Genomic DNA, 26,366 nt, shown 5'->3' with positions numbered 1-26,366 from the left:
ATGGCATTTTTAAATATCGTGAAAGCAATAAAAAGAGATGATATAGCAAGTAGATTTAAGTTGTCAATTATATCAAGTCAAAGGGCAAGAGAGCTTTATGAAAAAAAAGAGGATACTCTTCCCCCTCAGGTTGAAGGATATTATAAAAATACTACAATTGCGTTGGCTGAGCTTATTGAAAATAAAATAGATTTTGAAGAAGAGAATAATGAGTAATTTTTTAATTTGTGTAACAGGTGGTATTGCTGCTTACAAAATACCTACGCTTTGTAGGCTTTTAATTAAGAACGGTCATAATGTAAAAGTTGCTATGACCGTGAACGCTACAAAATTTATCACTCCATTAACTTTTGAGAGTTTAACTAAAAACAGAGTGTATATTGATGATTTTTTGGCTGATGTTGAACCAGATTCTATAGACCATATTGATTTAATAAATTGGGCAGATAAAATTATTATTGCACCTTGTAGTGCAAATACTTTATCTAAAATTGCAAATGGAATTGCTGATAACCTTGTAACTTCGGCTATGCTTGTAGTGAAAGATAAACCTGTTTATATTTTTCCTTCCATGAATAGTAATATGTATGACAACCATTTTGTTCAAAAAAATATTAAAAAGCTTAAAGAAGTGGGATACAATATTATTGAGCCAGTAGAGGGAGAGCTTGCTTGTCAAACAGAAGGGAAAGGAAGACTTATTGAGCCAGAAGAAATTTATACTATTGTAGTAGAAGAAAAGTTTAAAGGGTTAAAATTTCTTGTAACTCTTGGTCCAACAAAGGAAGATATTGATCCAGTAAGATTTATTACAAATAGATCAAGTGGTAAAATGGGATATCATTTAGCCAAATACATTAAGGAACAAGGTGGAGAAGTATTAGTTATTGCTGGTGACACATGTCTTGATTTGAGTGGGTTTAATGTTATTAATGTCAAGAGTGCTAATGATATGCTAGATGCAGTATTATCCTACTTTGAGAGTTGTGATATTTTGCTTATGGCAGCAGCTGTTGCAGATTATAGAGTAAAAGAAATTGCAACTCAAAAAATAAAAAAGAATTTAGAGACTTTTAAGATTGAGTTGATAAAAAACATAGATATTCTTTCAGAGGTATCGAAGATAAAAAAAGAGCATCAAGTTGTTGTTGGTTTTGCTGCTGAAACACATGATATTGAGAAAAATGCAATTAATAAACTTGAAAATAAAAATCTTGATATGATTGTAGTTAATGATGTGTCAAGGAATGATATAGGTTTTGAGTCTGATTATAATGAAATAAATATATTTTTTAAAAGTGGGGAAAAGATATTTGTTGCTAAAAAAGCAAAGGCTGAAATTGCAAAGGTTATTGTAGATAAAGCAGTTTATATATACAGAGATAAGAATGAAGGATAATGGTTATTTATCAGAAGTTTTTGGTATAGAAGAGATTTTGTTAAAAAAAGATTATTATTGTGAAGATGAGCTTTATCATCTTTATGAAAGAAATGTTAAAAATTGTGAAAAATGTAGGCTTGCTAAAGGACGTACAAACATTGTGTTTGGAGAGGGGAATCCTAAAGCAGAATTAATGTTTATTGGAGAAGGTCCTGGTGCAGAAGAAGATAAGCAGGGCAGGCCTTTTGTAGGTAGAGCAGGTCAGCTTTTAACAAAAATGATAGAAGCTATGAAGTTTAAAAGAAGTGAAGTATATATTGCGAATATTGTAAAGTGTAGGCCTCCTAATAATAGAGCTCCTTTTCAGGATGAGATAACCACATGTATTCCATATTTGCACAAACAGGTTGAAATTATTTCACCAAAAGTGATTGTATGTCTTGGGAGTATAGCGGTAAGTTCTCTTTTGAATACAACTAAAGCAATAAGTAAAGTTCGTGGAGAATTTAGGGATTTTAGAGGGATAAAAGTGATGCCTACTTTTCATCCTGCATATCTTTTGAGAAACCCGAAAATGAAAAAATTGGCATGGGAAGATCTACAAAAGGTTATGAAGCTCCTTGGTAAGTTGTAAAAAATACTAAATTTGCGTTGTATTTGTAATATCATATATACATTTATTCATTATTTCTAAAATATTTTAATTGAAAATTTTATTGAAATGTTTAGATTATTGATACTATGAAATTGGTCAGAAGAGAAAATTTCATATATGAGATTCCTGTTGATAAAGTTTTGGGTATGAGAGTTCCTGGACTTGTTTTTGCATCTGAAGATATGGTTAAGTTTATTGAAGAAGAAGGTGTTCTCCAACAAGTAGCAAATGCAGCTACATTGCCTGGTATTCAGAAAGCATCCATAGCAATGCCAGATATTCATTACGGGTACGGCTTGCCTATTGGTGGAGTTGTGGCTACAGACGTTAATGATGGTGTTATTACGCCTGGAGGAGTAGGGTTTGATATTAACTGTGGGGTAAGGCTCATTGTATTTAATATCAGTATTGATGAGGTGAGCTCGGATTTGGAGTTTTTAGCCAAAAAACTTTATGAAAATATTCCTTGTGGTGTTGGTGAGGGAGGAAAAATTAAAGTTAAAAAACAGGAGTTGAAAGAGGTTTTGAAAAAAGGTGCTAGGTGGGCGGTAGAGAATGGTTTTGGTAATGAAAACGATTTAGAAGCTACAGAATCGTATGGCTTTCTTGCCGGTGCAGATCCAGAATCCGTATCAAATAAAGCTTATGAACGCGGCTATGATCAGCTTGGTACTCTTGGGAGTGGTAATCATTTTGTGGAAATCGGATGTGTTGATACAGTTTTGGATAATAAAATAGCTGAGAAATGGGGATTATTTAAAAATCAGCTTACTTTACTTATACATTCAGGATCAAGAGGATTAGGACATCAAGTTTGTACAGACTTTTTAGGAATTTTTGAAAAATCATTATTGAAATATGGGATACAAGTTCCGGATAAGCAACTTGCGTGTGCTCCTGTGAAATCTCCTGAGGGAACTAAGTATCTTGCAGCTTTATCATGTGCTGCAAATTTTGCATGGGCAAATAGACAAATATTGATGCATCTTGCAGTTGAAACGATTATAGATGTGTTAAAAATATCTAAAAAAACTTTAAATCCACGCTTAATATATGATGTCGCTCATAATATAGTAAAGTTTGAGCGATATAAAATAGATGGTAAAGAGAAATTATTAGCTGTTCATAGAAAAGGTGCTACTAGGGCTTTACCACCTAATCATGAAGAATTATCTGAAAAGTATAAAGATACTGGTCAGCCCGTAATAATTCCTGGTGATATGGGGAGATATTCTTATTTACTTGTTGGTGGAGACAAAGCTGAGGAATTAAGTTTTAACTCTGCTTGTCATGGTGCAGGAAGAGTTCTTAGCAGGTATAAGGCAATAAAAAAGGCTAAAAATAGGAATATTGCTGCAGAATTGAAATCAAAAGGTATTATTGTTCTCAGTAGAGGTAAGAAAACATTAAAAGAGGAAATGCCTGAAGCATATAAAGATGTTTCAGATGTTGTTGATGTAGTAGATAAATTGAATATTGCTAGAAAAGTATTAAAGTTAAGACCGCTTTGTGTGGTAAAAGGGTGAATAAATGGAAAAATGGATGGCTGTTTTTGATGATATGAGATTTGAAGATGTTTCTTTTAGCAGGGAAGATGATAATGTTGTTGAGATTACATTTCTCAAAAGAAGAAGAATGTGTACTGGTAAGATTATTAAAGAAAATAGTTTCACAAAAGTGCTAAAGATATTGACAGATGATGGAGTAGAGTTTGCAATTGTGGATTTTTATGAGATGGATTTGTTTTTTGAAAAAAACAATATTCTTTTTCAAAACAGAAAAGGGCTTCATAAAGAAATAAAAAGATATATAGAGTTTTCACTTTCGTGAAAAAAGTTGGTTTTACTACTACAATTCCTGTTGAAGTTATTATTGCTGGTAATTGTCTGCCTGTAGATTTGAATAATATTTTTATAACTTCTAAAAATCCTTATACTTATATTGAAAAAGCTGAAGAAGATGGATTACCTAGAAATACTTGTAGTTGGATTAAGGGTATATATGCAGCTGTGATGAATAAAAGTGTTGATGAAGTAATCGGTGTTGTGGAGGGGGATTGTTCAAATACTCATGCTTTGATGGAAATCTTTAGGGACAATGGGATATCAGTTTTGTCCTTTGCGTATCCTTATGGAGAAAAAGAAAAGCATGGTTTTTTAAAACAACAGATTGAGAACTTAATGTTACACTTTGACATTGATTGGATGATGCTTGAAAAAACTATTAGCAAAATCGACACTATTCGCGAAAAATTGATGTTACTTGATAAGTTGACTGTGGAAGGTTATGTAAGTGGTCTTGAAAACCACTTATGGCTTGTGTCTTCTACCGACTTTAATTCTGATTATATTAAGTTTGAAAAAGAATTAAAACAGTTTCTTGATGAAGTGAAAAAAAGGAAAAGAAAAGATGCAAAAATTAGATTAGGGTTTATTGGAGTTCCCACCATTTTTTCTGATATATACCAATTTGTAGAAGAGAGAGATTGTGCTGTGGTTTTTAACGAGGTACAAAGACAATTTTCTATCCCATATCTCGAATATGATTATATAGAACGATTTGTAAGATATACTTATCCCTACGATATAACTTATCGTCTTACAGATATTAAAAAAGAGATTGTTAATAGAGAAATAGATGGTATTATTCACTATGTACAATCGTTTTGCTATAGGCAGATACAAGACGTAATTTTCAAAAAAGAGCTAGATATTCCTATTATAACTATAGAAGGTAATGATCCTGAGTCAATTGATGCAAGGACGAAAATAAGACTGGAATCTTTTATTGAAATGTTAATTGGGAAAAAAATGTGATGTGTGTGGATAAGTTCAATATTTTCTAATAACGAAATTTTTTCTGATTATGGCTATTTGCAAAAGCAGATATGATTTTAACTGGGAAGTTTTTTTTATGAATAAACTTGGAATAGATATTGGAAGTAGATTTGTGAAAATTGCTTATTACTGCAAAGATGACTTAATTTTAAAACGTATTGATACAATACAATTTTATAGAGATTGTGTGAAAAAAAATAATGGAGAAATGGTGGTCAACTTAGATAAATATGTAGACAATTTTTATAATAAGGAAATTGTTGCTACAGGTTATGGTAGGAATGTAATGTCGTTTAGAAATGCCAAAATAATTTCGGAAATAAAGGCTCACTTTAAAGGGGCTTTAAACCAGATGAATAAAGATAATTTTACATTGATTGATATTGGTGGGCAGGATTCTAAAGTTATTTGTGTGAAAAATGGATATATAGAGGATTTTGTAATGAATGATAAATGTGCGGCAAGCACAGGTAGGTTTTTAGAGAATGCGGCAAATATACTTGGTATAACACTTGAGGAGCTTTCAGCGGAAGTTAAAAATCCTGTAAAGTTAAACAGTACATGTGCAATTTTTAGTGAATCTGAGATAATTGGTAAATTAGCAGAAGGTTATAAAATTTCAGATATAGCTGCAGGTATTAATGAGTCGATAGCAAGGCGTATTTTTCCTATGATTAAAAGGTTTAAAAATCAAATATATTATGCATCAGGCGGGGTTGCTTCTTTTTATGGTATAATCTTTTTTCTTGAAAGGTTTTTAGATAATAAGATTGTACTAGTGAAAAATGCTCAGTATAATGGAGCAATTGGATGTTTGTTTTATTAGAGGAAAAGTGATATGAATGCTAATAATGGTATCATTAAAGATGATTTTCCTTCTATTTTAGAGAGTCTAAAAGTAGCTTTAGAAGTAATATTGTTTAGTGAAAAAGCGTTAATAAAATTGATTTTAAATAAAAAACACAGTTTAAACTTAGTATCATTGTTTATTCTAATGCTTTCTTTACCTGTAAAAGGTATTGGTGGTAAAATAAATTATAATATTGGAAATATAATTGAAGCTATTTTGCTTACACTTTTTTTCATATTATTTTTATATTTACTATCACCTAACAAAAAGATATCTATAGGAGCGTTTTTTAGGATTTTTTTAGCTTTTGAAATAATTGATATATTAGCAGTGATTACGTTATTTTTACCGTATACTTATTTGAAATATTTTTATGCATGTCATATTGCATGGTATTTAAGCTTATCAGTTTTTGCATTTAGTAAAATCAATAGAGTAAACTATGTATTATCCACATTAATTGTAATGATTGCTTTTTTTACTGTAAACCTTCTTCCTGCAATTCTTTAATACGATTAACTATTTTTTCTAAATAAATCTTATTTTCATCAAAAAGAAGGAATTGGATAGTTTCTTTCATTTTATGATCAGGTATTTCCACAAAATATCCTTCACCTTCTGCAAAAACATTTTTATTTTTGTCAATAATTTTTCCTTTAACTGCAACAATCCCTTTTTTGATTTCTATAACATTCGTCATTATTTTATAAGGATGCTCAATAGAAAGTGATTTTTTAAATTTTATCTGTAGTTTTCTTGTAAAATAAAGATTTTTTCCATAACCAAAAACATATGCACACCATCCCATAGTTTCATCTAGTAATGCTGTTGTAATACCTCCGTGAACTATTCCTTTAAATCCATTGTAACCATCGGGGATAAAAACATCTGAGCATACAAAATTGTCTTCTACATAAAATAGATGTTTAAGACCTATAGGATTTTGAGCCCCGCAAACAAAACATTTTGTAGAATGAGGCAAGTATTTTATTTTGTCCATAACGGAAGTTTAATAAAAAATATATTTTTTTCAATCACTTTTATACCTGGAGTTACCTCATTTTTTTATTGCTAGTCTAATTTATGTTTATATTTTAAATAGTTATACGTTATTGTTTATGAAAAAACATTTTCTTCATTCTCGCAAAACATTCGGTTTTGCTACGAGACAATTTTCTTTAAAACCAGAAAATGTTTTTCCATAAACAAGTTCAAGCAAGGTAATACAAAAAATGGGGTGACTCCAGCCTTTAATTATTCTTGATAAAAATTATTGGTTTTGTTAACATCAGTTAAAAATCAAAGTTATGGAGGTAGTTTGTGGAAAAATTTAAAGTTTTAATCACTGATCATATTGCTGAGGAAGGTGTAAAAATTCTCCTTGATAGTGGAAATATAGAGGTGGAAGAAAAACCAGGGATTTCTCATGATGAGCTTAAAAAAATTATCGGCGATTATGACGCAATAATTACACGCAGTGGTACGACTGTGACCGCTGATTTATTGGAGAATCCTGGAAAATTAAAGATAATTGGTCGTGCAGGAGTAGGGCTTGATAATGTGGATATAGAGGCTGCTAGTAAAAAAGGGATAATAGTTATGAATGCTCCTACTGGGAATACTCTTGCAGCCACTGAATTGACAATGGGAATGATGCTTGCTGCAGCTAGAAAAATTCCAGCTGCTAATAATTCTTTAAAAAATGGTGAATGGAATAGAAAAAAGTTTATGGGAATTCAACTTTTCAATAAAACATTAGGTATTGTAGGGCTTGGTAGAATTGGAAGTAATGTAGCTATTAGAGCTAAAAGTTTTGGTATGAAAATTGTTGCATATGATCCATATATTAAGAAAAGCAAAGCAGACTCTTTAGGTGTTACACTTTTTGAAAAACTTGAGGATTTGTTAAAAATATCTGATATTATAACGTTTCATACTCCTCTTACTAAAGAGACAAAAAATATGATTACAAAAAAACAAATTGAAATGATGAAGGATGGAGTTATTTTGGTAAATTGTGCAAGAGGCGGAATTATAAATGAAGATGATTTGTATGAAGCTTTGAAATCAGGCAAAGTTTTTACTGCTGCAATAGATGTTTTTGAAAAAGAACCACCAAAAGGCAATAAACTACTTGAACTTGATAATCTATTTGTGACACCCCATATAGGTGCTAATACTGAGGAAGGTCAAAAGGGGGTGGCTGTTATTATTGCTGAACAGATTGTAAATGCATTACAAGGAAAATCATATATGAATGCTGTAAATATACCTTTTATGAAATCTCAGTTACCTTTAGATTTACAAATTTATTTTGAGTTGATTGAGAAAATTGGTAAGTTGGCGGCTCAAACTATTAAGGGAAGACCCGATGAAATCAAAATAACACTGGTTGGTGAAAAGTTTGAAGAAGATATTTGTGAGAGAACTTTTGATACACCATTTAGCTACCAGCCATTTACAATAGCTGCCATAAAAGGATTTTTAGAAGTAAGTATGCAAGAAACTGTATCTTATATAAATGCACCTTATTTTGCTAAAGATAGAAGTATCAATGTAGTAGAATCAAAAAGAGAAGTGTATGATAAATATAATGATCTTTTGGTTTTCGAAGTTGTTACAGATAAAGAGAAAAGAGTTATTGCAGGGACTGTATTTAATGATAATGAGGGACGTATTGTTTTGTTTGATGATTTTAGACTTGATATTATTCCTAAAGGAACATTTATCTATTTTAGAAATTATGATAGACCAGGTGTTATCGGTAAAGTAGGAACTATACTTGGATCAAACAATATCAATATTGCAGGTTTTGAATTAGCTAGACAGAGTGGTGGTGAAGCTCTTGCTTTTGTATCAGTAGATAATCAAATAACAGAAGAAGTTTTAAATGAGATAAAAAAAATTGATGGTATGATTGAGGCTAATGTTGTAGAAATATGATAGAGTTAGCTATAAATAGTAAAAGTCGAGAAGAGTTGATAGATATTACTTCTGAAGTTGAAGATATAGTGGTAAAAAAGGGGTGGAATAATGGGATATTGCATATATACACCCCTCATACCACTGCTGCTATTACTATAAATGAGAATGCAGATTATACCGTAAAAGAGGATATTATAAAATTTTTATCAAAGTTAGTGCCTTCTAATTTCCCTTTTATGCATCTAGAAGGGAATTCGGATGCTCATTTGAAATCATCTATTATTGGCTGTAGTGAAAATATAATTGTAGAAGAAGGTAGATTAGTGCTTGGTACTTGGCAGGGTGTGTTTTTCTGCGAGTTTGATGGACCACGCAGAAGAAAAGTTTATTTAAAATTTATTAGTGGTTAATATTTTTTTATGTATAAACAGTTAAGAGTTTTGCAAGAGAAGTTGAGTAAAAAAGCAATTATTAAAAAATTTGATAAAAAAGTTAATTTTGCTGCAGGTATTGATGTTTCTTTTTCAAAAAGAGATAATTTAGCTTTTTGTTCAATTGTTGTGGTTGATAAAGATTTTAATATCTTAGAAGTACAGAATTTTCATAAGAAAATAAATATGCCATATATCCCAGGATTGCTTTCATTTCGTGAATTACCTGTGATTTATGGTGCTTATAAAAAATTGAAAGTGCCTGCTGATATTTATATCCTAGATTCTCATGGAATTGCTCATCCTAGAAAATTTGGATTGGCAACTCATTTTGGAGTTGTTTTTGGAGTGCCGTCTATAGGTTGTGCCAAATCTAAGCTTGTAGGTGAGTTTGTTGAGCCTGAATTAGAAAAAGGGAGTTTTAGTTATTTATATTATAGAGATGAAAAAGTAGGCGTAGTTTTGAGAAGTCGTACGAAAGTAAAACCTATTTTTGTATCACCTGGACATTTATTAGATATTGAAAGTAGTGTGAGGATTGTTATGCAATTTTTGGGCAAATATAGATTACCTGAACCTACCAGACAGGCTCATATATATGCAGAACGGTATAAAAGATCGATTGTTAATTTAAATTAGTTGATTTTTATGAAATTATGTTTTATTTATAGCTTATAAATTCTAAAGGTCTAAAATATGGTTGATAAATTAAATAGATTATGTGTTGAGTATAAACGTAAAATATATTCGTATGATGATATAAAGCAGTTTTATGAAAAGTCGAGAAACATAAAACAGTTTTATGAAGAGTTAGCTAAAATTTTATTAGAATGGGAAGAGGAGTTTATTACAAGTTGCTATGATGAAAATAGCTTTGAAACAAATTGGTTTCTAAATGGTAAAATAAATCCGATAAAAAATATATTAAAAGATCATTTAACAAAAGGTAGGAAGAACAAATCTGCTATTATTTGGCGAGGTGCCGATTATTCAGAAAGGATTCTTACTTATCAATCGTTATATTCAGATGTATCTAAGTTTGCATCGGCATTGAAAAAGTTAAATTTGAAAAAAAATGATAATATTTTGATTTATATGCCAAATATTCCTGAGCTGATAATTGCTATGCTTGCATGTGTTAAGATTGGTGTTGTTCATACTGTATATCACCCCAGTTATTCCCCTGAGAATTTAGCTTCCAGGTTTGATGATTGTAAATATAAAGTGATTATCACAGCTGATGGATATTACTCGAAAAATACGATTAATTTAAAGAAAAAAGTTGATGAGGCTATAAGTATTGCAAGACATAAACCTAAATTATGTATTGTAGTTAAAAGATTAGGGCAGCGTATTCATATGAAGCCTTTAAGAGATTTATGGTATCATGATTTGATTAGTGATGAGGATTATTCAAGAGCTTTTGCAATCGAAGAAGCTGTTTATGACGCAAATGACACTTTGTTTAGCTTAATTACTTCAACTCATCTGAAAGAACCGAAAGCGCTAGGGTATAGAGTCGCTGGTTTTTTGTTATGGGCTAAGTTTTCTTATGCTCTTTTATTTGACCCATCTGAAGATGATGTGTTATGGAATACTGCTGATATTGCATGGATAACAGGGCATGTTTACAAAATTTATGGTCCACTATTGAATGGACAAACAGTATTTATTTACGAAGATACTATTGATATTGATAATGCATATAATTTTTATGAGTTTTTGGATAAATATAATATTACAAAATTTTATACAACTCCTACTATTTTAAATAGGTTAATGAGAGCTGATGAAAAAAAAGGGATTTTTAGGAGACAAAATCATCTACGGCTCATTGCGACTGGTGGTGAGAAGAGAGATGAAGAAAGCTTAAATTGGGCATTTGTGAAATTATTGAACAGAGCACACCCTGTTATAAATATATTAACAATTACTGAGGCAGGAGGTGCTGTAGCTGCTCAAATTCCAGGTTATAGTAAAATAATTGATTTGTTTGCTGTAGGAGAGCCATTACCTGGTATAGATATTCAAATAATAGATGGTAAAACAGGGGGGGTTGTAAAAAAACATCACACTAAAGGAGAATTAGTTTTTGCATCACCATTTCCTTCTTTGACCTCTGGAATATGTGGTAATAAGCAAATAATGAAATCCATTTACCTTAAGGAATATAATAAAATAAAGTATTTTAGAACAGGAGATGGAGGAGAGTATATTGGCAATAACTATATTAACCTTCTTGGTCGTCTTGATGATGTTCTTCATGTAGGTGGGAAGAGAATAAATATGTTTATGATAGAAGATGCTATCAAGAAACACAGGTTTATAAAGGATACTGCCGTGGTTAATGTCATTGATGAGAAACGTGGAGAAACACTTGTAGCTTTTTGTGTATTAAATAAAAACTTAGATGAAAGTTTATATGATAATATTTTTAGGGAAATTAATGAACTTATTATTGACTATGTTGGAGAAGTTATTTTCCCTGATGTTTATAAAATAACTACCGTAATACCAAAAACACCTAATGGTGAAGTGCAAAGAGATATATTAAAAGAAGTTGCAATACAAATGCTTTAAAATATATTTGGAGGTATATTTGATTATGAAAGTTAAGGATTTTATGACTAAAAAAGTAATTACAGCAAATGAAAATGAGAAAATTAGAGATGTTGTCTTAAGACTGAGGGAAAGAAATGTTTCTGGTGTCCCTGTTTTAAATAATGATGGTAAGGTGGTAGGAGTTTTTAGTGAATCTGATGTGCTTTCTCAATTACCAGATATTTTAAATGAGGCAGAACAAATTCCTCTTATTGATGTAAAAGAGCTTACTGATGCACCTGTAAAGACTATTATGGGTAAGCCTCCAATTACAATAGGTCCAGAAGACTCACTGAAGAAAGCAGCAGAGCTTTTTTTGACAAAATTTATTCACAGACTGCCTGTCATTGAAAATGATAAGCTTATAGGGATAATATCGCTAGGTGATGTTTTAAAAGCTTTTATAGAAAATGAAAAATATGATTAAACACTGGAGTAATTATTATGTTTGAGACATTTTTAAAAACATTGCACAAAACAGTTAATCCGCACACTTTTCCTGTAGCAACAAAGTTTATTAAAGATTATAATATACTTAAGAATGTAAAAATTAGACTGAAAAATAAGAAACTTGCTGTTTGTCAGCAGATTGCATATTCAAGATACTATGGTTGGTCCACGTATGTTGAAGGAGATTACAGCTATTGCGTTTTAGGTGCATGCAATTGTGGACTAATAAAACCACCTAAAAGAGTGTTGGAAGGTGAAGTAAACTGCTCTGTTTATCAGAAAGATTTAGAAGCAGCTAAAAATATGCAGACTTTAATGCCAAGAGTTGATGAGAGTTTTCAAGGTTTTTTAACATATCCACTATCTAAACCTTTAGATGGGATTGAACCAGATGTGATTGTAATATATGTGAATACGGCACAAGCGATGAGGTTTATACAAGCTTTTCTTTATCACAGAGGTGGTGAATTTATTATTAAAAGCAGTGGTGATGCAGGTGTTTGTTCAAGATGTGTGGTAGAAGCTTTTAAGACTAAAGAACCAAAAATAGAAATACCTTGTCTTGGAGATAGACGTTTTGCAATGGCGCAGGATTTTGAGCTTGCAGTGGGAATACCTTATGTTAAAATTGATGAGGTTATTGAGGGGCTTGAGGCTACGCATAAAGCTGGTATTAGATACCCGATACCCTTTGATTTAAAAGAAGAGTGCAGTTTGCCAAAAAATTATACAACTCAAGGATAATACCTAATGAAAAAAGTTTAAACTACAACTTTTTTATAAATAAAAATTATTTTGTTCATATTTGTTTATAATAGTTCTATTATTTTTTTGTAAATATGGTTGAGACAAGCAGTTTTATAGTTGAAATATATTAGATTATGATTTAAACTCTTTTAAAAATATCTGATTACGTTGTATATGGTTATAAATTTTTAAATGTGGACTAATATATTTTTGTAAAAGGATGGTTGATGGAAGATAACAAATTGATAGAGTTCCCTTTTTTAGAAGGTATTTATGAAAATAATTTTAAGCTTGTTAATTTGTTACAAACATTTATTGAGCAAAGTAAAAAATATATGCTTTTATTAAAAAATGCAATTAGTGAAAACAATTATTCTGATATAAAAAAGTTATCGCATAAAATAAAAGGTTCGATAACATATTTAGAAATAAAAGAGATAATGGAAGTTTTGGAAAAATTAGAAGATGCTGCAATTGATAAAAAGATGAGCAATATAATAACATTATATGATGTTTTAGAAAATAAACTTAATAACATTTATAATCAGATTAATAAATATATTGAAAATATAAAATAAATATTTTTAGTAGATATGTGGATTTTTTGACATTTTATTATATTGTATTATAAAAAGGATTAAAATACGTTTTTAAATGAGTAAAGATAAGTATTAACAGTAAATGTGTTTATTTTTTTAGCAAGTTAATTGATTTTTTGTAAATTAAATCTTTTCTTTATTGTCGATATAAATAAATCAATATTAATAGGTTTTATTAAAAAATCGTCAAAACCTAATTCTTTTAGATGCTCTACCTCATCTTTAAAAGCTTTTGCAGTTAAAGCTATAACATAAATGTCTTTAAAATTACTCCTTATTTTTTCTATTGTCTCATAACCGTCCATTACAGGCATTTGGATATCAAGCAACACTATGTCGTATTTTTTATTTCTTAATTTATTCATGGCTTCTAAGCCATTTTCTGCTTCATCTATTATGACATTATAGTCTTTTAAAATCTCTTTTATTAGGTATCTGTTAGCAAAATTGTCTTCAACGAGTAAAACATTATATGTCTCTTTTTCAATAATATTTTTTGTATCGACAGGTGTGTCATTTTTTTCTTGTTTTGGCTCTTTTATAGTTTTTGGAACATTTAAAAATTTGTTTAATAGTTCTTTTAAATATTGTCTATTATCTTTACCTTTAATGAAAAAACCTTTTACAATATTTTTGTACCCTAAAAATCGTTTTTTATCTAAGCTCATTGCTGTAATAATTATAACGTTTGTTTTTATATTGTTAACCAATAAATTATCTAAAATTTCAAATCCACTCATTTTAGGCATATCTAAATCTAGCAGGATAAGGTTAGGAGATTCTTTCTCAATAATATTTTTAGCATCTAACCCATTAGTAGCAATAAATACTTTTAAATTTAAAGGAAATTCTTCTAATAGTTTTTTTATTTCACTTAAAACAAGAACATCATCATCAGCGACTAATATTTTTGCATTGTAATTATCTGAATTTTCAGTTTCCATATTTTTATCGAGAAATTCCATAGTAATGAATTCGTCTTTTTGATCAAGTTCATTTTTAGAAATGCTTAATTTCATTGGGAGGTAAATAGTAAATATACTTCCTTCTCCAACAATACTTTTTACTTCTATTTTACCTTCTAATAAATCAACAAGCTTTTTTGTGAGTGCTAAACCAAGACCAGTCCCTTGTATGGAATATTTCTTCCTAAATGTTGTAAACGGTTCAAAAATATGTGGTAAAAACTCTTCTGGAATACCTTGTCCTGTATCCGCCACAGAAATTACAATGTTTTGGTCTTGAGTTTGCACAGACATCTCTATTTTGCCTTTATCAGTATATTTTACTGCGTTTGATAAAATATTTAGTAGAATTTGTATAATTTTATGTTTGTCTGTTTTTAAAATTAGATCACTGTCTTCAAAATTAACTTGAAAATCAATATTCTTTTCTATACAAAGAGGTTTTATTATCTTTGATACATAATTTATTATTTCGCTTATTTTAAATTTTTCTATATTTATTTCTAATTTACCAGATTCTATTTTTGACATATCAAGAATATCGTTAATAATATTTAATAATTGCTTTCCGCTTGTGTGTATGATTTCTAGTTTTTCTAACACATCATTATCTATATTTTTGGATTCTAATAAAAGTTTACTTAATCCAACAATAGAATTTAGTGGAGTTCTTAATTCGTGTGACATATTTGCAATAAATTCTGTTTTATATTTTTGTGCATTTTTTAATTTTTTACTATATTCTTCTAATTCCTGTTTTTGAACTCTGAGTTCTTCAGATTGAGCTTCCAGCTCTTCACTTTGAGCTTGCAACTCTTTATATTGAGCCTCCAAAATTCTGTTTTTTTCTTCTAATTGATTTCTCATATTTAATAAAGCTTCTGTATATTTTAATTGTTGGATTGCGTAACCTATATGTTTTATAAGTCCTTGTAACGTCATTATGATATTCTTATTTAGATCTTCAAAAGATAAACACTCTAAAACTGCAATTACTTCATTTTTATATAAAATAGGGAAATAATTAACAAAAAAAGAATCTATGTTACTCATGCCGGATAAAAAGATTATATTTTTATTTATATTTTTTAAATAAAGAGTATAATGCTTTTTTTGGTTAATACTAAAGCTACCTATGAACTGATCAACATCAAATTCTTTGTTGATTTCATAATTATTATGACTACATTTTGCGTACTTTAGTAAGAGTTTTTTGTTTTCATTATCATATAAATATCCCGACCCACCAAATATAAAATTGTTTTCTATCAAGGTATTGAATATGCCGGCAAATAAATCTTCAAAAGTAGATGAATTATTGATTTTTTCCAGTATTTTGGTGTTTACTTTATTTAACAACTCATATTCTTCTAAGCGTTTATAAATTTCTTTATATTTTTTCCATTGTTTCATTGAAACTATAACAACAATAAATGAGATAAAAATTGCATTTAGGAAAAAAAGAGTGAGTAAAACATGAGATTCTCTTTGATGTTTTATGAAGAAGATAGGCACCAAATAAATTAATGGGTATAAAAACAGCATTATTATCAAGTAAAATTTATCGTAACTATAAATATGAGGTATGTTGTATTTTATTTTCATGGGGCTATTACCCTTCATATATAAACTTATAAACTTTAACACCTTCAAATAATTCTTTAAAACGATTTGTATATTTTTTATCTATATACTCACTTTTACCCAGAAAAAGATAACTATCAACAGCCAAAATATCAATAAATTTTTTAATTAAGGTCTTTTGTGCTGCTTTATCTAAGTAAATTAATAAATTTCTACAAAATATAAAATTATATTTAAATACACCTATAATCTTACTGCAATTTGTATCTAAAAAATTTTCATTTATAAACGTAATACTTTCATTAGGTATTAGCTGCTTATTAAATATAAACTTATCATTCTGATTGATAAAATATTTCTCTATGAATTTTAGAGGTACATTTGTTAATGAGTTTTTATTATAAACTGCTTCTAAAGCATCCATGACAGCATCATGGTCTATATCTATACCTACAATCTTATAATTAAAATTTGGGTTTTTTTCCCTGTATTCATTTAATATCATTAATAACGTGTAGACTTCTTCACCAGAAGAACAACCAACACTAAGCACTTTAATATAATCACAACCTTTTTTTGTCAATGTATTTACAAGATTATCAAAAATATAAAAATATAAAGGATCTCTGAAAAACTCTGATGTGTTTATAAGTATAATATTAGCTAAAGCATCAACTTCTGTGTCAAGATTATCTAAAAGGTAATTATAGTATGACATTATGTTTTTAAATCCCAATGCAATTAATCTATGACTTATTCTTCTAATAATGGTGTTTAGTTTGTATCTAGTAAAATCAATTTTTTTATGTTGATATAATATCTCGAGGATTTTATTTACAATCTCAAGGTCCTCAATCATCAACTAATTCCTCTGCTATTGAAAAAAAATATCCTATTTGACTAATTATAGTTTCTAACGTGTTGAAGTCAATACCTAAATTTTCAACTATGTCAGATGAACTGTTAAAAGGTAGTTTTGATATATATATATTTGAACCTAAAATATAGTTTGACACTATAGAGTTTGAAAAAGCTATAATTGAAACAAATCTTCTAAACTCAGGACTTGTGTATTGTGGAGTATGATGATTATAGACAGCTTCACATATAATATCAGGAATATTGATTTTTTTTAAGAAATCACCTCCAATTTTTGCGTGCAAAGTGTTTTTTATAGAATTTTCTACAAACTTTAAAACTTTTGCTCTGTCAGAGACATTGTACTTTAATCCTGAGTATTTATCTATAAAAATTTTACCTATGTCATGAAATAAACCTGCAAGAAATAACTCATCAGGATTACAGTCAGAATATTCAGCAATATATTCGGATAGTAGAGCAACAGTGAAAGCATGAATTTTATAACCTCTTGAATCAATTGAATAGAACTTTAATTCATCAACGCTTATAGAATTCATTAACTCTGAATATATAAACTTGAAAAAATTTTTGATTCCAAGGTAAGAGAGTGCTAATTTTATATTTGTTATCCTTGTTTTGGGAGAATAGTAGGAAGTATTAACGTGTTTAATTATTTTTAACGCAAGAAAGTCATCACTTTTTATTATCGTTTCAAGCTGATTAAGATCGGTATCTTCTTTTTGTAGTTTTATAAGTTTTATTAGTTTATTTACTCGTGGTTGTAGTTCAAATTTAATTTCATTTATTTCATTTAAAAATTTGGAATAGTCTATGCTAGAAAAATCATCTTCTTCATATTGCTTATTGTCACCTAATGTTAGGATATTAAATTTGAAATTATCAGTATAAAATATCAAAACTCTTGGTTTATCCCCTAAACAATTTTCATGCAAGATTTTGATATTTAACTTGTTTAATATATTTTTAGTGGTAATATAGTTTTGCATTCCTATATCGAAATAATCTGTACCACCTATACTGCTTCCTCCTGCTATTATTGCTTTGATATTAGATTCTTTACAACCGTATTCTTTCATAATTTTTATTAAATGAATAATACCTGTATCTGCATATGCTGTGATGTTTTTATCTTCCAATTTATATTTTTTGTAATTTGGAAGCAAAATATGTATTCCTCCTACAACTTTTAATTCAGTATCAGCTAAGATAACTCCTATGCAAGATCCTAATACAATTTTTATTTTACATGGAATGTTTTTTATTACTTCACATTTACCAATATCAATATATATTTCATTTAAATAATTATTTGATTTTGCTAATAAGTTCTTCATTTCTACTAGACTCCTATGTTATTAGTATTGGATATTTTTAAGTTATATTATAAGGTAAATTTATCAATGGTGAAGTTTTTTAGTTATTATATTTTTTTACTTTTTTTAATAAGTTTAAATTGTTTGAAAACTATTTTTTTTATATTATAATTAATAAGAAAGTGAGGTTTTTATGTGTTTTAATTCAAATGATTTAATTAGAAAAATTTATCATGATGGAGTTAATTTTTTAAATCCTATTAGAGAAATTATAAAACTTAGATTTTTAAATGATGAAATAACAATGCAAATGTGTTATAATATTTCTGTTTGTTTGGATTTACTCTGTAACTCAAGAATAATGGTTTTTTTAGATAAATTTGATGAAAAAAGTCAAAAGGAAGTATTTCCTTTATGCAAGAGTTTTAAAAGTGTTAATTCTGACTTAATGAATAACTATTTAGTAAATAAAGAGTTTTTAACAATTGATGACTCTGATGGAAAAATGAAGAATATTTCAATTTCTACTAATAAAAGACTTTTTGATACTTTACTGTATAATTTGATGGTTAATGCATATAGGCATGGTAGAAGCATGGAAATTAATATTAGTGATAACTTGATTATTATAAGGAATGAGCTGATAAATATTGGTGAACGGTATAGTTCTGTTTTTGAGTTTCCAGTTAAAACTGATAGGTTTGGTGTCAGTGGTTCCGGGTTAGGATTAAAAGTTGTGAGGAGAATAGCTGAAAAATTAGGAATAAAGATAACAAGTAGTATAGCAAAAAAGAATATTTCAGTTACTATAAATTATGATCATATTGTTGTATAGTGGTTAAAAATATTATATTGGTTATTGATAAAGTTAACGCATTGTATTATTTTATAATATACGTTAAGTTTGTTTGAATTTAAACATGTGAAATAGATTAAATTGATTTTTAAGTATATGAAATATCGAGGGTAGTTGGAATGTATGTGTGGTTAATTGATGATAATACGCTACATACTATGTTTTTTAAATTTGTTTGTGAAGAACTGGGCGTCAAATACAAAGTTTTTTTATCGGCTGCTAAAGCCAGAAATGAGTTAAAAAATGTTGAATGTGAAGAAGATATTCCTGACGCTGTTTTTATAGATCTTGTATTAGAAAATGGAGAAAGGGGGGAGAGTTTATTAGATGACATTAAATCTATGTGTAGTAATAAGAGATTAAAATTTATTGCTTTTACGGCAGATATAGTTCAGGAGAGTAGCTTAAAATCTATTGGTTTTGATAAGATTGTTTATAAACCAATAAACAAATCTAAATTAATAGATATTTTAAAAGGGTTAAAGTATGAGTTTTCAAGGATTAGTAAATAGCATAAATAATATTTTTACAGAAATAGTTGCTTTGATAAGCGAAATAATAACTTATAATGATAAGAAATTTAAAAAGATAGTGGAGCTAAATAATTATATTGATTCAAATATTAATCATTTTGTATCTGATTTATCTAATATAATAAAAGAAATTCAAAAATCATTAATGGAGAAAGTAAGTGAAATTGATATTAATAAACTGAAAAAAGATATAGAAATTGCTACTTCTACTTTTATGGGAATTACGGATGATTTAGAAATACTGTCATATAACACTATATGTAAAACATTGAATTTAGGTGAAAAAGGAGCAACTATTGCATATATTAGTAAAGAGATAAAAAAGCACTCTGATAAGGCAAAATTTTTGTTAAAAGAAGTAGGAGATAATTTTAACAAAATATATGAAGATTTTACAAACACACTGAAAATATTGGATTCTGTGCAAGATAATTTTCAATTTATTGATGAAGATAATATAAAGAAGATCGAAAATATACCTATTATTACAGATGTATCAAAATTAATAGAATATTCACAGTTTCATGATATTTTTGTCCAGCAAATTGCTAAAATAGAGGAAGCATTGAGCAATTTAGATTATAAAGATGAATCTTCTTATCAACAGGGAAGAAAGTTAAAGATTTTTGAAAGATCTGTTGAAATTTTAAACGGTATTAAAGATGATATTGTCGAAATCTTAGGTAACATCAAGGATGAGTTGAGTTCATATATTTATAATCTAAATTCTGACACCCAAAATATTCTTAGTAAGACTGTTATAACAGAGAGGATTTTTAGTGAAACTTTTAAAGAGAGTGATCACTTATTTAATATTATAAATGACATATCTAAAAATATAAATGAAGTATCAAAAACGTTAATGATAACTCAAAGTAATATTTTAGATTTGAAGAAATTTAGTAAATCTTTTAACATCTTAATTGTAGTTACTTCTATTGAAATAGCTAAAATTGGTAACGATTCATTATATAGTCTGGTAGATTCAATGAACAAAACCCATAATAAACTACAAGAACTTATTGAGATTCTTTTTAGTACTATAAATATTTGGAAACAACTGAGTGATGAAATTGATGTTATTTTGGAAAAAAGTAGATCATCTTATTCTGATTATGAAAAAATGAATGTTGATAAGAAAATTAATGATTTAGTAGAAAGTAATAACGAATTAGAAAGTCAGTTGAAAGAATTAAAAGCTATATTCCATAGAAAGGATTATAGTAAACTTTTTGAACAATATGAAAAGGAAATAAAAAATATTCTTATAGATATGATACAATATTTCAATAACGAACTTAATAGAATTAATGACAATATAACTGACAGTATTAGATCATCTAATGAGTTTATAAAAGGATATACTGAGAATGATATATACCAAATTAAAGCAAACGAAGAAGATTTATCTCAAGTAGAATTTTTTTGATATTTTAATACTGTACAATATATCGTTCAGTGTTTTTACGTATAGCGTGTTGTTCTTTAAATGGTTAATTTATAAGTTTATTTGGGTTAATAAGAATAACAGCTTTACCACTACCTAAAATTGTAATACCTCCTATATATGATAAGTGAGATAAATATTTAGGAACAGGTTTTACTGCAATATCGATGATATTGTTATAGTTGTCTACGATTAAACCAAATTGTCTGTTTTCTGTTTTTAAAACTATTATACTAATTTCGCCTTTAAAATTTGTTTTTTCTTCTCCCAAAATTTCAGATAAAGAATATATCGGCAAAACATGATTTCTGTAATAAATACCATAGCCATAATGTAAATCTCTTATCTCTTCTGCTGAAACCTTTAATGTTTCAATAATATCTTCGATCGGTATGGCATATTGTTCTTCGTTATTATCTATCAATAAAGCAGTGGAGACTCCGATGGTCATAGGTATCTTTAAAATTATCCTTGTTCCTTCATCTTTTTTTGTTTTAATATCAATACTTCCTCCAAGAGATTCGATAGATGTTCTGACAACATCCATTCCAACACCACGGCCAGAGACATCTGTTACTTTTGCAGCTGTAGAAAAACCTGGTTTAAAGATAAGATTTATGATTTCATCATCTGTTAGAGTTTCATCTGGTGAAATAAGTCCTTTTTCTAATGCTTTTTTATAAACTTTATCTTTATCTATTCCTCGGCCATCATCACTAACTTCAATGTATACAAAACTACCTTCTTGAAAAGCTTTTAATACAAGCGTACCTACCTCAGGTTTGTTTTTAGAAACTCTTTCTTCAGGTGTTTCTATCCCATGGTCGCAGGAATTTCTAACAATATGTATCAAAGGGTCATTTAGTAAATCAGCGACTTTTTTGTCAATTTCTGTATCTTCTCCTGTTATAATAAGGTCTATTTTTTTCCCATGTTTTCTTGAAATATCTCTAATAACTCGAGGGAATTTCTGAAAGATTTGTTTTACTGGAATCATTCTTAAAGACATTATATCAGATTGAAGATCTTGAGCAATTCTTGATATCAAATAAACATTATCCTTAAATTCTTTTATTATGTTTGTTGGTAAATTATAATTTTTGGCTAGTTTGTTAACAAGGTATTCATAACTATTTTTTGCAACTATCATTTCACCAATTGTATTAGTGAATTTGTCTATTTTTGTTTGATCGATTTTCATTGTTTTTGATTCAAAATGTTTTTGAATTGATCCGATATCACTAGTTTTCTTTTTATACGATTCTTCCATAACTTTCTGTTTCTTCAATGCAATTTCAACTTTTTCTTTATCAACTTTACCTTTATCGACTAATATTTCTCCTATTGGCTTTTGTTCTTGTAATGCTTCTTTTAAATCATTTTCTGTGATAGCACCTTCATCAATTAAAATTTCACCAAGTTTTTTTGGTGGTGAGTTGAGTTTGTTTAAATAGTCTTTAATGGTTGTAATATCTTCTTTTATGTCTTGGTTATTCTTTAGTTTTTCGTCTAATTTTTCTATTAAATTAAGTAAGTCTGAAAATTTCATGAATGATGCAGCATTTTTTAATCCAGTAATTCCTCGAATTAACATGTTCTTATCTATTGTTTCACCTTCAGTGGCAAGATTTATAATTTCCATCATTTGTTCAGTTTGTTGTAAGAAGATATCAATACCTTCAATATCTGAAGATTTTGCTGAATCTTTTTCTAATGTGTTAGATAGTTTTTCTAAATATCTATAATTTGCTGGAATCACTATTTGCTTACCATTGATGGCATGGTTCAAAACAAGCCTTATTTCATCAATACTTTTTAAAATTAAGTCTGTTGCTTTTTCATCAAAAGCAAGCTCTTCTTTTCTAAACATTTCTAGAATATTTTCAATCATATGAGCGTAATTTTCAATGAAATTAAATCCTACGTAACCAGCATCACCTTTTATATTGTGAAAAACTCTAAAAAGTTCATTTATCTTGGCTTTATCTATATTTTTTTCCTTTTCTAAAGTAATAATAATGTTTTCGATTGAACTGAAATAATCCTCAATACTGTCTTGTAGTTCTATTAACAAATCTTTGTCAAGCCCTTCAAAGTTAACAAGATTTCCATCATCAAATTTTTTCTCTTCTTCATATTGTAAAGATATAATATCAACTTTAACACATTCAGGATCAAAAAACATATCCTTAATTTCATTTTTGTTCAAATCTGTAAAAGTATAAATAACAGGATTGATATAAAGATTTAATGGATCAAATTCATTTAACTCTGGAATAACATCTGTATCTGTTATAACTAACATTTTTTTTGATTCTTTTTTTAAATTTATAATAAATGCTAAAGGATCGTAACCATTTTCTAAAAATTCACTATCTATTGCTAGTTTGACTTGATAACAAGGAGATTCAATATTTTTATTTGTAAGTAGAAAATCTTTAATTCTATTGTCACTAATATTATTTACTGTTATATCATATTTTTTTTCTTCTAACGCCGGTTCTTTTTCTCTGAAATCTTCAATATTATCTTTTTTCAAGATTTTATTTATATTTTCTATAATATCAGTTTGATTTAAGTTGTATTCTTTATTATCTTTTGCAGCACTGATCATTTCAGAAATTATGTCTAGACCTTCTAAAATTATATCAATAACTCCAGGAGTAATTTCCACTTCATTTGATCTCATTTTATCCAACAATGTTTCTAAATGATGGCTAAAATTTGAGATTTCATCAAATCCAAAACCGCCAGCACTTCCTTTTATTGTATGTATTGCTCTAAATAATGAATTTAAAGTTTCGTTGTCTGGGTTGCTTTCTATTTTCAAAACATCATTGTTAGCTTGTTCTAATAACTCGGTTGCTTCTTCTAAAAATGCTCTTGCAAATTCTTCCATATTAAATTCACTCATGTTGTCCTCCTAACAACAACAACTATGATAGTTTACGTCATACTAATGCAATTTAAGATAATATTCCCAATAACATTTTTACATTTGTAATAAGGTCTTGTGGTTTTACTGGTTTTACGATATAAAGATTTGCCCCTGCTTTGAGTCCTGCAATTCTATTTTCATTTTCTTCTTGAGTTGTAATAATTACTACAGGAGTTTCATTACCAGCTTTTCTCAGTTCTTTTATAAAAGTTAATCCATCCATTTTTGGCATATTTAAGTCTGACAAAATTAATGAATAGTTATTGGCTAAAGCTTTTTCTAAGGCATCCATACCATCAACAGCAGTGTCAGTATCAAAACCGCTTGCTTTTAAAATGTTGGAATGAAAATGTCTTACAAGGTCTGAATCATCTACTACCAAAATTTTTAATTTCATCTTTCACTCCTTAATGTAAACAAGATGTTCTCCATATTTTTTGAGCTTAAATGCTGAGGTAATTCTTCCAACAGACTCACTATGACCTAGAAAAATATAACCTCCTTTGTTCAATGCCATATAAAAATGATTTACTACCTGTCTTCTTGATATTTCATCAAAATAAATTAGAACGTTTCTGCAGAATATAAAGTCAAATCCGCGTTTTTTCCGCAAAGCTAAAGTATCCATCAAATTTAAATGTTCAAATGTAACAAGTGTTTTAATCTCATCAGCAATACAGTAAAAACCATTGTCGTAATAAAAATATTTTTCAAAATATTCTTCAGGCACTTTACTTATACTTCTATTGCTATATCTACCAATTTTAGCACGTGATAATGCAGTTTTATCTATATCTGTTGCTAGTATTCTTACTTCCCATTCTTCAAAATTATCAATCATTTCTTTGCATATTATGGCAAGTGTATAAGGTTCTTCTCCTGTAGAACATCCTGCAGACCATATATTTATTTTGTTATTTACTGATTTTTTTTTGTTATCAATTACTTTAGGTAAACAATGTTCGGCAAATGCTTGTAATGTAGGGAACTCTCTAAAAAAATATGTTTCATTAATAGTAAGTAAATTCATTAATTCTTGGAATTCATCTCCACTTTTATCTCTAAATTTTAAATATCTAATATTCTCTGACTGAGGTACAACCCTTTTTTTCCATTCTTTTTTCGATACGTTTTGAAATAAAATAAAGTTTTTTTTCTTCAAATTTGATACCTGTTTTTTTGTAAATTAAATTTATTAAATCTTTTAGCTCAGAGGTAGATATTGCTATCATTTTTTTTCACCCATCAATTCCTCTTTTATGTTTAATAGTACTTCTTTTTCATCTGAAGTTGATACTTTGATTTTTTTATTTAACAATTTTATGGCTTTTTCCTTATTTAAACTAAACAATACATCAAATGCGATCATAACTAATTCTTTATCTTTATTATCGCATAGGTCTTCAAAGAATTTTTCTTTATTGTCAAATTGAAGAGATGATAAAATATTAACTATTTCCACTTTAGTTTCGATATCTGAGTCATTACTATTTATGATCTTTTTCAAAAAAGAGATTGCTTCTTTTGGAATACTTAATATCTTACATCTTTTTATTAGCTTATTTAATGCACCTAAAATTTCTCTAATAAATGATAAATTTTTGTAATTCAAATAGTTTAATAAATTATCAATATGAGTGCAATCACCATGATATCCAATCATTTTAAAAATGAAAGGTTTATAAAAATTATCAATTTTTCCTTCATTTAAATCAAAATAGTTCAAAACACTGTTTACAGTTTCTTTATCTCCAATATTCGTCAATGTTTCAAGGCAGGCGATTTTAAGCATTGGTTCTTCAGCTTTAAGGAAAATATCTAAGATTTTATTTTTTGCATTTGTGTGTTGCAATGTACCAATATACTCAACTGCTGTGATTTTAACATTCGATGCATGATCATTAAGAGCTGCTTCGAGAGCAGGATAAGCATATTCTGATCCTGTGGCAACAAGACTATCAAGAATTAATTTTCTTATTTCTTTGTTTTTATGATCCATTATTGATGTTAGATATGGAACTACTTCCTCACCTTTAGCTCCAAAAATTTCAATAGCAGCATTTCTTACGTAAGCATCTGTGGATTCAAACATTTTTGATATATATTCATAGTAATTGGCAATATTTATGTTTTTTAAAACATCAACAGCTGTTTCTTTTACAATTTGAGAACTGTCATTTTCAACCAACTTTACAACTTCAGGTACAAGATCTGATATATTTTCAATTAATACATCTTGTAATGCAAAAATTCTTTCATTTTCATCTTCACTTTTAAGTTTTCTTTTAATGTCATTTACATCCATAAAGCCTCCAAAAGCAATGATAAATATTTATATTCGAAAAAAACTGATTATCACTTTACCTTTAATA

The 26,366-nt window shown here is 28.3% G+C and carries 27 protein-coding genes; 18 read left to right on the top strand and 9 right to left on the bottom strand.

The window, feature by feature from the left end; genetic code table 11:
• The 8 genes from rpoZ (at position 1) to OWK30_RS06010 (ending at position 6,233) form a co-directional block, all read left to right on the top strand.
• Positions 1–216 (top strand): DNA-directed RNA polymerase subunit omega, encoded by a 216-nt coding sequence (rpoZ, locus tag OWK30_RS06045; RefSeq protein ID WP_423324563.1) that lies wholly within the window; start codon positions 1–3, stop codon positions 214–216.
• Positions 209–1,399, top strand: coding sequence for a bifunctional phosphopantothenoylcysteine decarboxylase/phosphopantothenate--cysteine ligase CoaBC (gene coaBC, locus OWK30_RS06040; protein ID WP_423324561.1), 1,191 nt, complete (start codon positions 209–211; stop codon positions 1,397–1,399). The genes rpoZ and coaBC overlap by 8 nt, the downstream gene beginning before the upstream one ends.
• Positions 1,389–2,015, top strand: coding sequence for a uracil-DNA glycosylase (locus OWK30_RS06035; protein ID WP_423324559.1), 627 nt, complete (start codon positions 1,389–1,391; stop codon positions 2,013–2,015). The genes coaBC and OWK30_RS06035 overlap by 11 nt, the downstream gene beginning before the upstream one ends.
• Positions 2,016–2,122: 107 nt before the next feature.
• The gene (locus OWK30_RS06030; protein WP_423324557.1) at positions 2,123–3,562 is read left to right on the top strand and encodes an RtcB family protein; all 1,440 of its coding nucleotides are present in this window, start codon (positions 2,123–2,125) and stop codon (positions 3,560–3,562) included.
• A 4-nt stretch (positions 3,563–3,566) separates the two neighbouring features.
• Complete coding sequence (locus OWK30_RS06025; RefSeq protein ID WP_423324555.1) at positions 3,567–3,866, top strand: hypothetical protein; 300 nt, start codon at positions 3,567–3,569, stop codon at positions 3,864–3,866.
• The gene (locus tag OWK30_RS06020; RefSeq protein ID WP_423324553.1) at positions 3,863–4,852 is read left to right on the top strand and encodes a 2-hydroxyacyl-CoA dehydratase family protein; all 990 of its coding nucleotides are present in this window, start codon (positions 3,863–3,865) and stop codon (positions 4,850–4,852) included. The genes OWK30_RS06025 and OWK30_RS06020 overlap by 4 nt, the downstream gene beginning before the upstream one ends.
• Before the next feature lie 49 nt (positions 4,853–4,901).
• Positions 4,902–5,699 carry an acyl-CoA dehydratase activase gene (locus OWK30_RS06015; protein ID WP_423324551.1) on the top strand — a complete coding sequence of 266 codons (798 nt, stop codon included), beginning with the start codon at positions 4,902–4,904 and terminating at the stop codon, positions 5,697–5,699.
• Between the two features lie 12 nt (positions 5,700–5,711).
• Complete coding sequence (locus tag OWK30_RS06010) at positions 5,712–6,233, top strand: hypothetical protein (protein WP_423324549.1); 522 nt, start codon at positions 5,712–5,714, stop codon at positions 6,231–6,233.
• Here OWK30_RS06010 and OWK30_RS06005 read toward each other — a convergent pair.
• On the bottom strand, positions 6,202–6,723 hold the full coding sequence (locus OWK30_RS06005; protein ID WP_423324547.1) for a hotdog fold domain-containing protein: 522 nt from the start codon (positions 6,721–6,723) through the stop codon (positions 6,202–6,204). The genes OWK30_RS06010 and OWK30_RS06005 overlap by 32 nt on opposite strands.
• Positions 6,724–7,043: 320 nt before the next feature.
• On the opposite strand from OWK30_RS06005, the gene serA reads away from it, so the two are divergent.
• The 7 genes from serA to OWK30_RS05970 all read left to right on the top strand — a co-directional run bounded on the left by serA (position 7,044) and on the right by OWK30_RS05970 (position 13,455).
• A complete protein-coding gene (gene serA, locus OWK30_RS06000; protein WP_423324546.1) occupies positions 7,044–8,666 on the top strand; it encodes a phosphoglycerate dehydrogenase in 1,623 nt (540 codons plus the stop codon).
• Positions 8,663–9,058 (top strand): secondary thiamine-phosphate synthase enzyme YjbQ, encoded by a 396-nt coding sequence (locus OWK30_RS05995; protein ID WP_423324544.1) that lies wholly within the window; start codon positions 8,663–8,665, stop codon positions 9,056–9,058. The genes serA and OWK30_RS05995 overlap by 4 nt, the downstream gene beginning before the upstream one ends.
• A 9-nt stretch (positions 9,059–9,067) precedes the next feature.
• Entirely contained in the window at positions 9,068–9,718 is a 651-nt protein-coding gene (locus OWK30_RS05990; protein ID WP_423324542.1) for an endonuclease V, read from the top strand.
• A gap of 57 nt (positions 9,719–9,775) precedes the next feature.
• Complete coding sequence (locus tag OWK30_RS05985; protein ID WP_423324540.1) at positions 9,776–11,659, top strand: AMP-binding protein; 1,884 nt, start codon at positions 9,776–9,778, stop codon at positions 11,657–11,659.
• A 25-nt stretch (positions 11,660–11,684) separates the two neighbouring features.
• Complete coding sequence (locus tag OWK30_RS05980; protein WP_423324538.1) at positions 11,685–12,107, top strand: CBS domain-containing protein; 423 nt, start codon at positions 11,685–11,687, stop codon at positions 12,105–12,107.
• Between the two features lie 17 nt (positions 12,108–12,124).
• Positions 12,125–12,874, top strand: a complete 750-nt coding sequence (locus tag OWK30_RS05975) for a DUF169 domain-containing protein (RefSeq protein ID WP_423324536.1) — start codon at positions 12,125–12,127, stop codon at positions 12,872–12,874.
• Positions 12,875–13,104: 230 nt separating this feature from the next.
• Positions 13,105–13,455 (top strand): Hpt domain-containing protein, encoded by a 351-nt coding sequence (locus OWK30_RS05970; protein ID WP_423324534.1) that lies wholly within the window; start codon positions 13,105–13,107, stop codon positions 13,453–13,455.
• A gap of 125 nt (positions 13,456–13,580) precedes the next feature.
• Here the strand turns inward: OWK30_RS05970 and OWK30_RS05965 are convergent, their stop codons facing one another.
• From OWK30_RS05965 to OWK30_RS05955, 3 genes are all read right to left on the bottom strand, one after another.
• Positions 13,581–15,854, bottom strand: coding sequence for a hybrid sensor histidine kinase/response regulator (locus tag OWK30_RS05965; RefSeq protein WP_423324532.1), 2,274 nt, complete (start codon positions 15,852–15,854; stop codon positions 13,581–13,583).
• A gap of 199 nt (positions 15,855–16,053) precedes the next feature.
• Entirely contained in the window at positions 16,054–16,884 is an 831-nt protein-coding gene (locus OWK30_RS05960; protein WP_423324530.1) for a CheR family methyltransferase, read from the bottom strand.
• Positions 16,877–18,241, bottom strand: coding sequence for an HDOD domain-containing protein (locus tag OWK30_RS05955; RefSeq protein ID WP_423324528.1), 1,365 nt, complete (start codon positions 18,239–18,241; stop codon positions 16,877–16,879). The genes OWK30_RS05960 and OWK30_RS05955 overlap by 8 nt, the downstream gene beginning before the upstream one ends.
• A 172-nt stretch (positions 18,242–18,413) precedes the next feature.
• Between OWK30_RS05955 and OWK30_RS05950 the strand changes: the two genes are divergently transcribed.
• From OWK30_RS05950 to OWK30_RS05940, 3 genes are all read left to right on the top strand, one after another.
• On the top strand, positions 18,414–19,055 hold the full coding sequence (locus tag OWK30_RS05950; protein ID WP_423324526.1) for an ATP-binding protein: 642 nt from the start codon (positions 18,414–18,416) through the stop codon (positions 19,053–19,055).
• A gap of 140 nt (positions 19,056–19,195) precedes the next feature.
• On the top strand, positions 19,196–19,588 hold the full coding sequence (locus OWK30_RS05945) for a response regulator (protein WP_423324524.1): 393 nt from the start codon (positions 19,196–19,198) through the stop codon (positions 19,586–19,588).
• A complete protein-coding gene (locus OWK30_RS05940; protein WP_423324522.1) occupies positions 19,563–21,038 on the top strand; it encodes a hypothetical protein in 1,476 nt (491 codons plus the stop codon). Before OWK30_RS05945 ends, OWK30_RS05940 begins: the two co-directional genes overlap by 26 nt.
• A gap of 64 nt (positions 21,039–21,102) precedes the next feature.
• On the opposite strand, the gene OWK30_RS05935 is transcribed toward OWK30_RS05940, so the two are convergent.
• Genes OWK30_RS05935 through OWK30_RS05915 form a run of 5 tightly spaced genes read right to left on the bottom strand, consistent with a single transcriptional unit; the run spans position 21,103 to position 26,299 of the window.
• Positions 21,103–23,970, bottom strand: a complete 2,868-nt coding sequence (locus OWK30_RS05935; RefSeq protein WP_423324520.1) for a chemotaxis protein CheA — start codon at positions 23,968–23,970, stop codon at positions 21,103–21,105.
• A 52-nt stretch (positions 23,971–24,022) separates the two neighbouring features.
• On the bottom strand, positions 24,023–24,391 hold the full coding sequence (locus OWK30_RS05930; RefSeq protein WP_423324518.1) for a response regulator transcription factor: 369 nt from the start codon (positions 24,389–24,391) through the stop codon (positions 24,023–24,025).
• Positions 24,392–24,394: 3 nt separating this feature from the next.
• Complete coding sequence (locus tag OWK30_RS05925; protein ID WP_423324516.1) at positions 24,395–25,024, bottom strand: CheR family methyltransferase; 630 nt, start codon at positions 25,022–25,024, stop codon at positions 24,395–24,397.
• A 46-nt stretch (positions 25,025–25,070) separates the two neighbouring features.
• Complete coding sequence (locus tag OWK30_RS05920; protein ID WP_423324514.1) at positions 25,071–25,226, bottom strand: hypothetical protein; 156 nt, start codon at positions 25,224–25,226, stop codon at positions 25,071–25,073.
• On the bottom strand, positions 25,223–26,299 hold the full coding sequence (locus OWK30_RS05915) for a HEAT repeat domain-containing protein (protein ID WP_423324512.1): 1,077 nt from the start codon (positions 26,297–26,299) through the stop codon (positions 25,223–25,225). Before OWK30_RS05915 ends, OWK30_RS05920 begins: the two co-directional genes overlap by 4 nt.
• Positions 26,300–26,366: the final 67 nt, after the last annotated feature.

The organism is Deferribacter abyssi (assembly GCF_049472655.1).
Classification (GTDB): Bacteria; Chrysiogenota; Deferribacteres; order Deferribacterales; family Deferribacteraceae; genus Deferribacter; species Deferribacter abyssi.
This window is presented reverse-complemented; position numbering and strand designations above follow the sequence as displayed.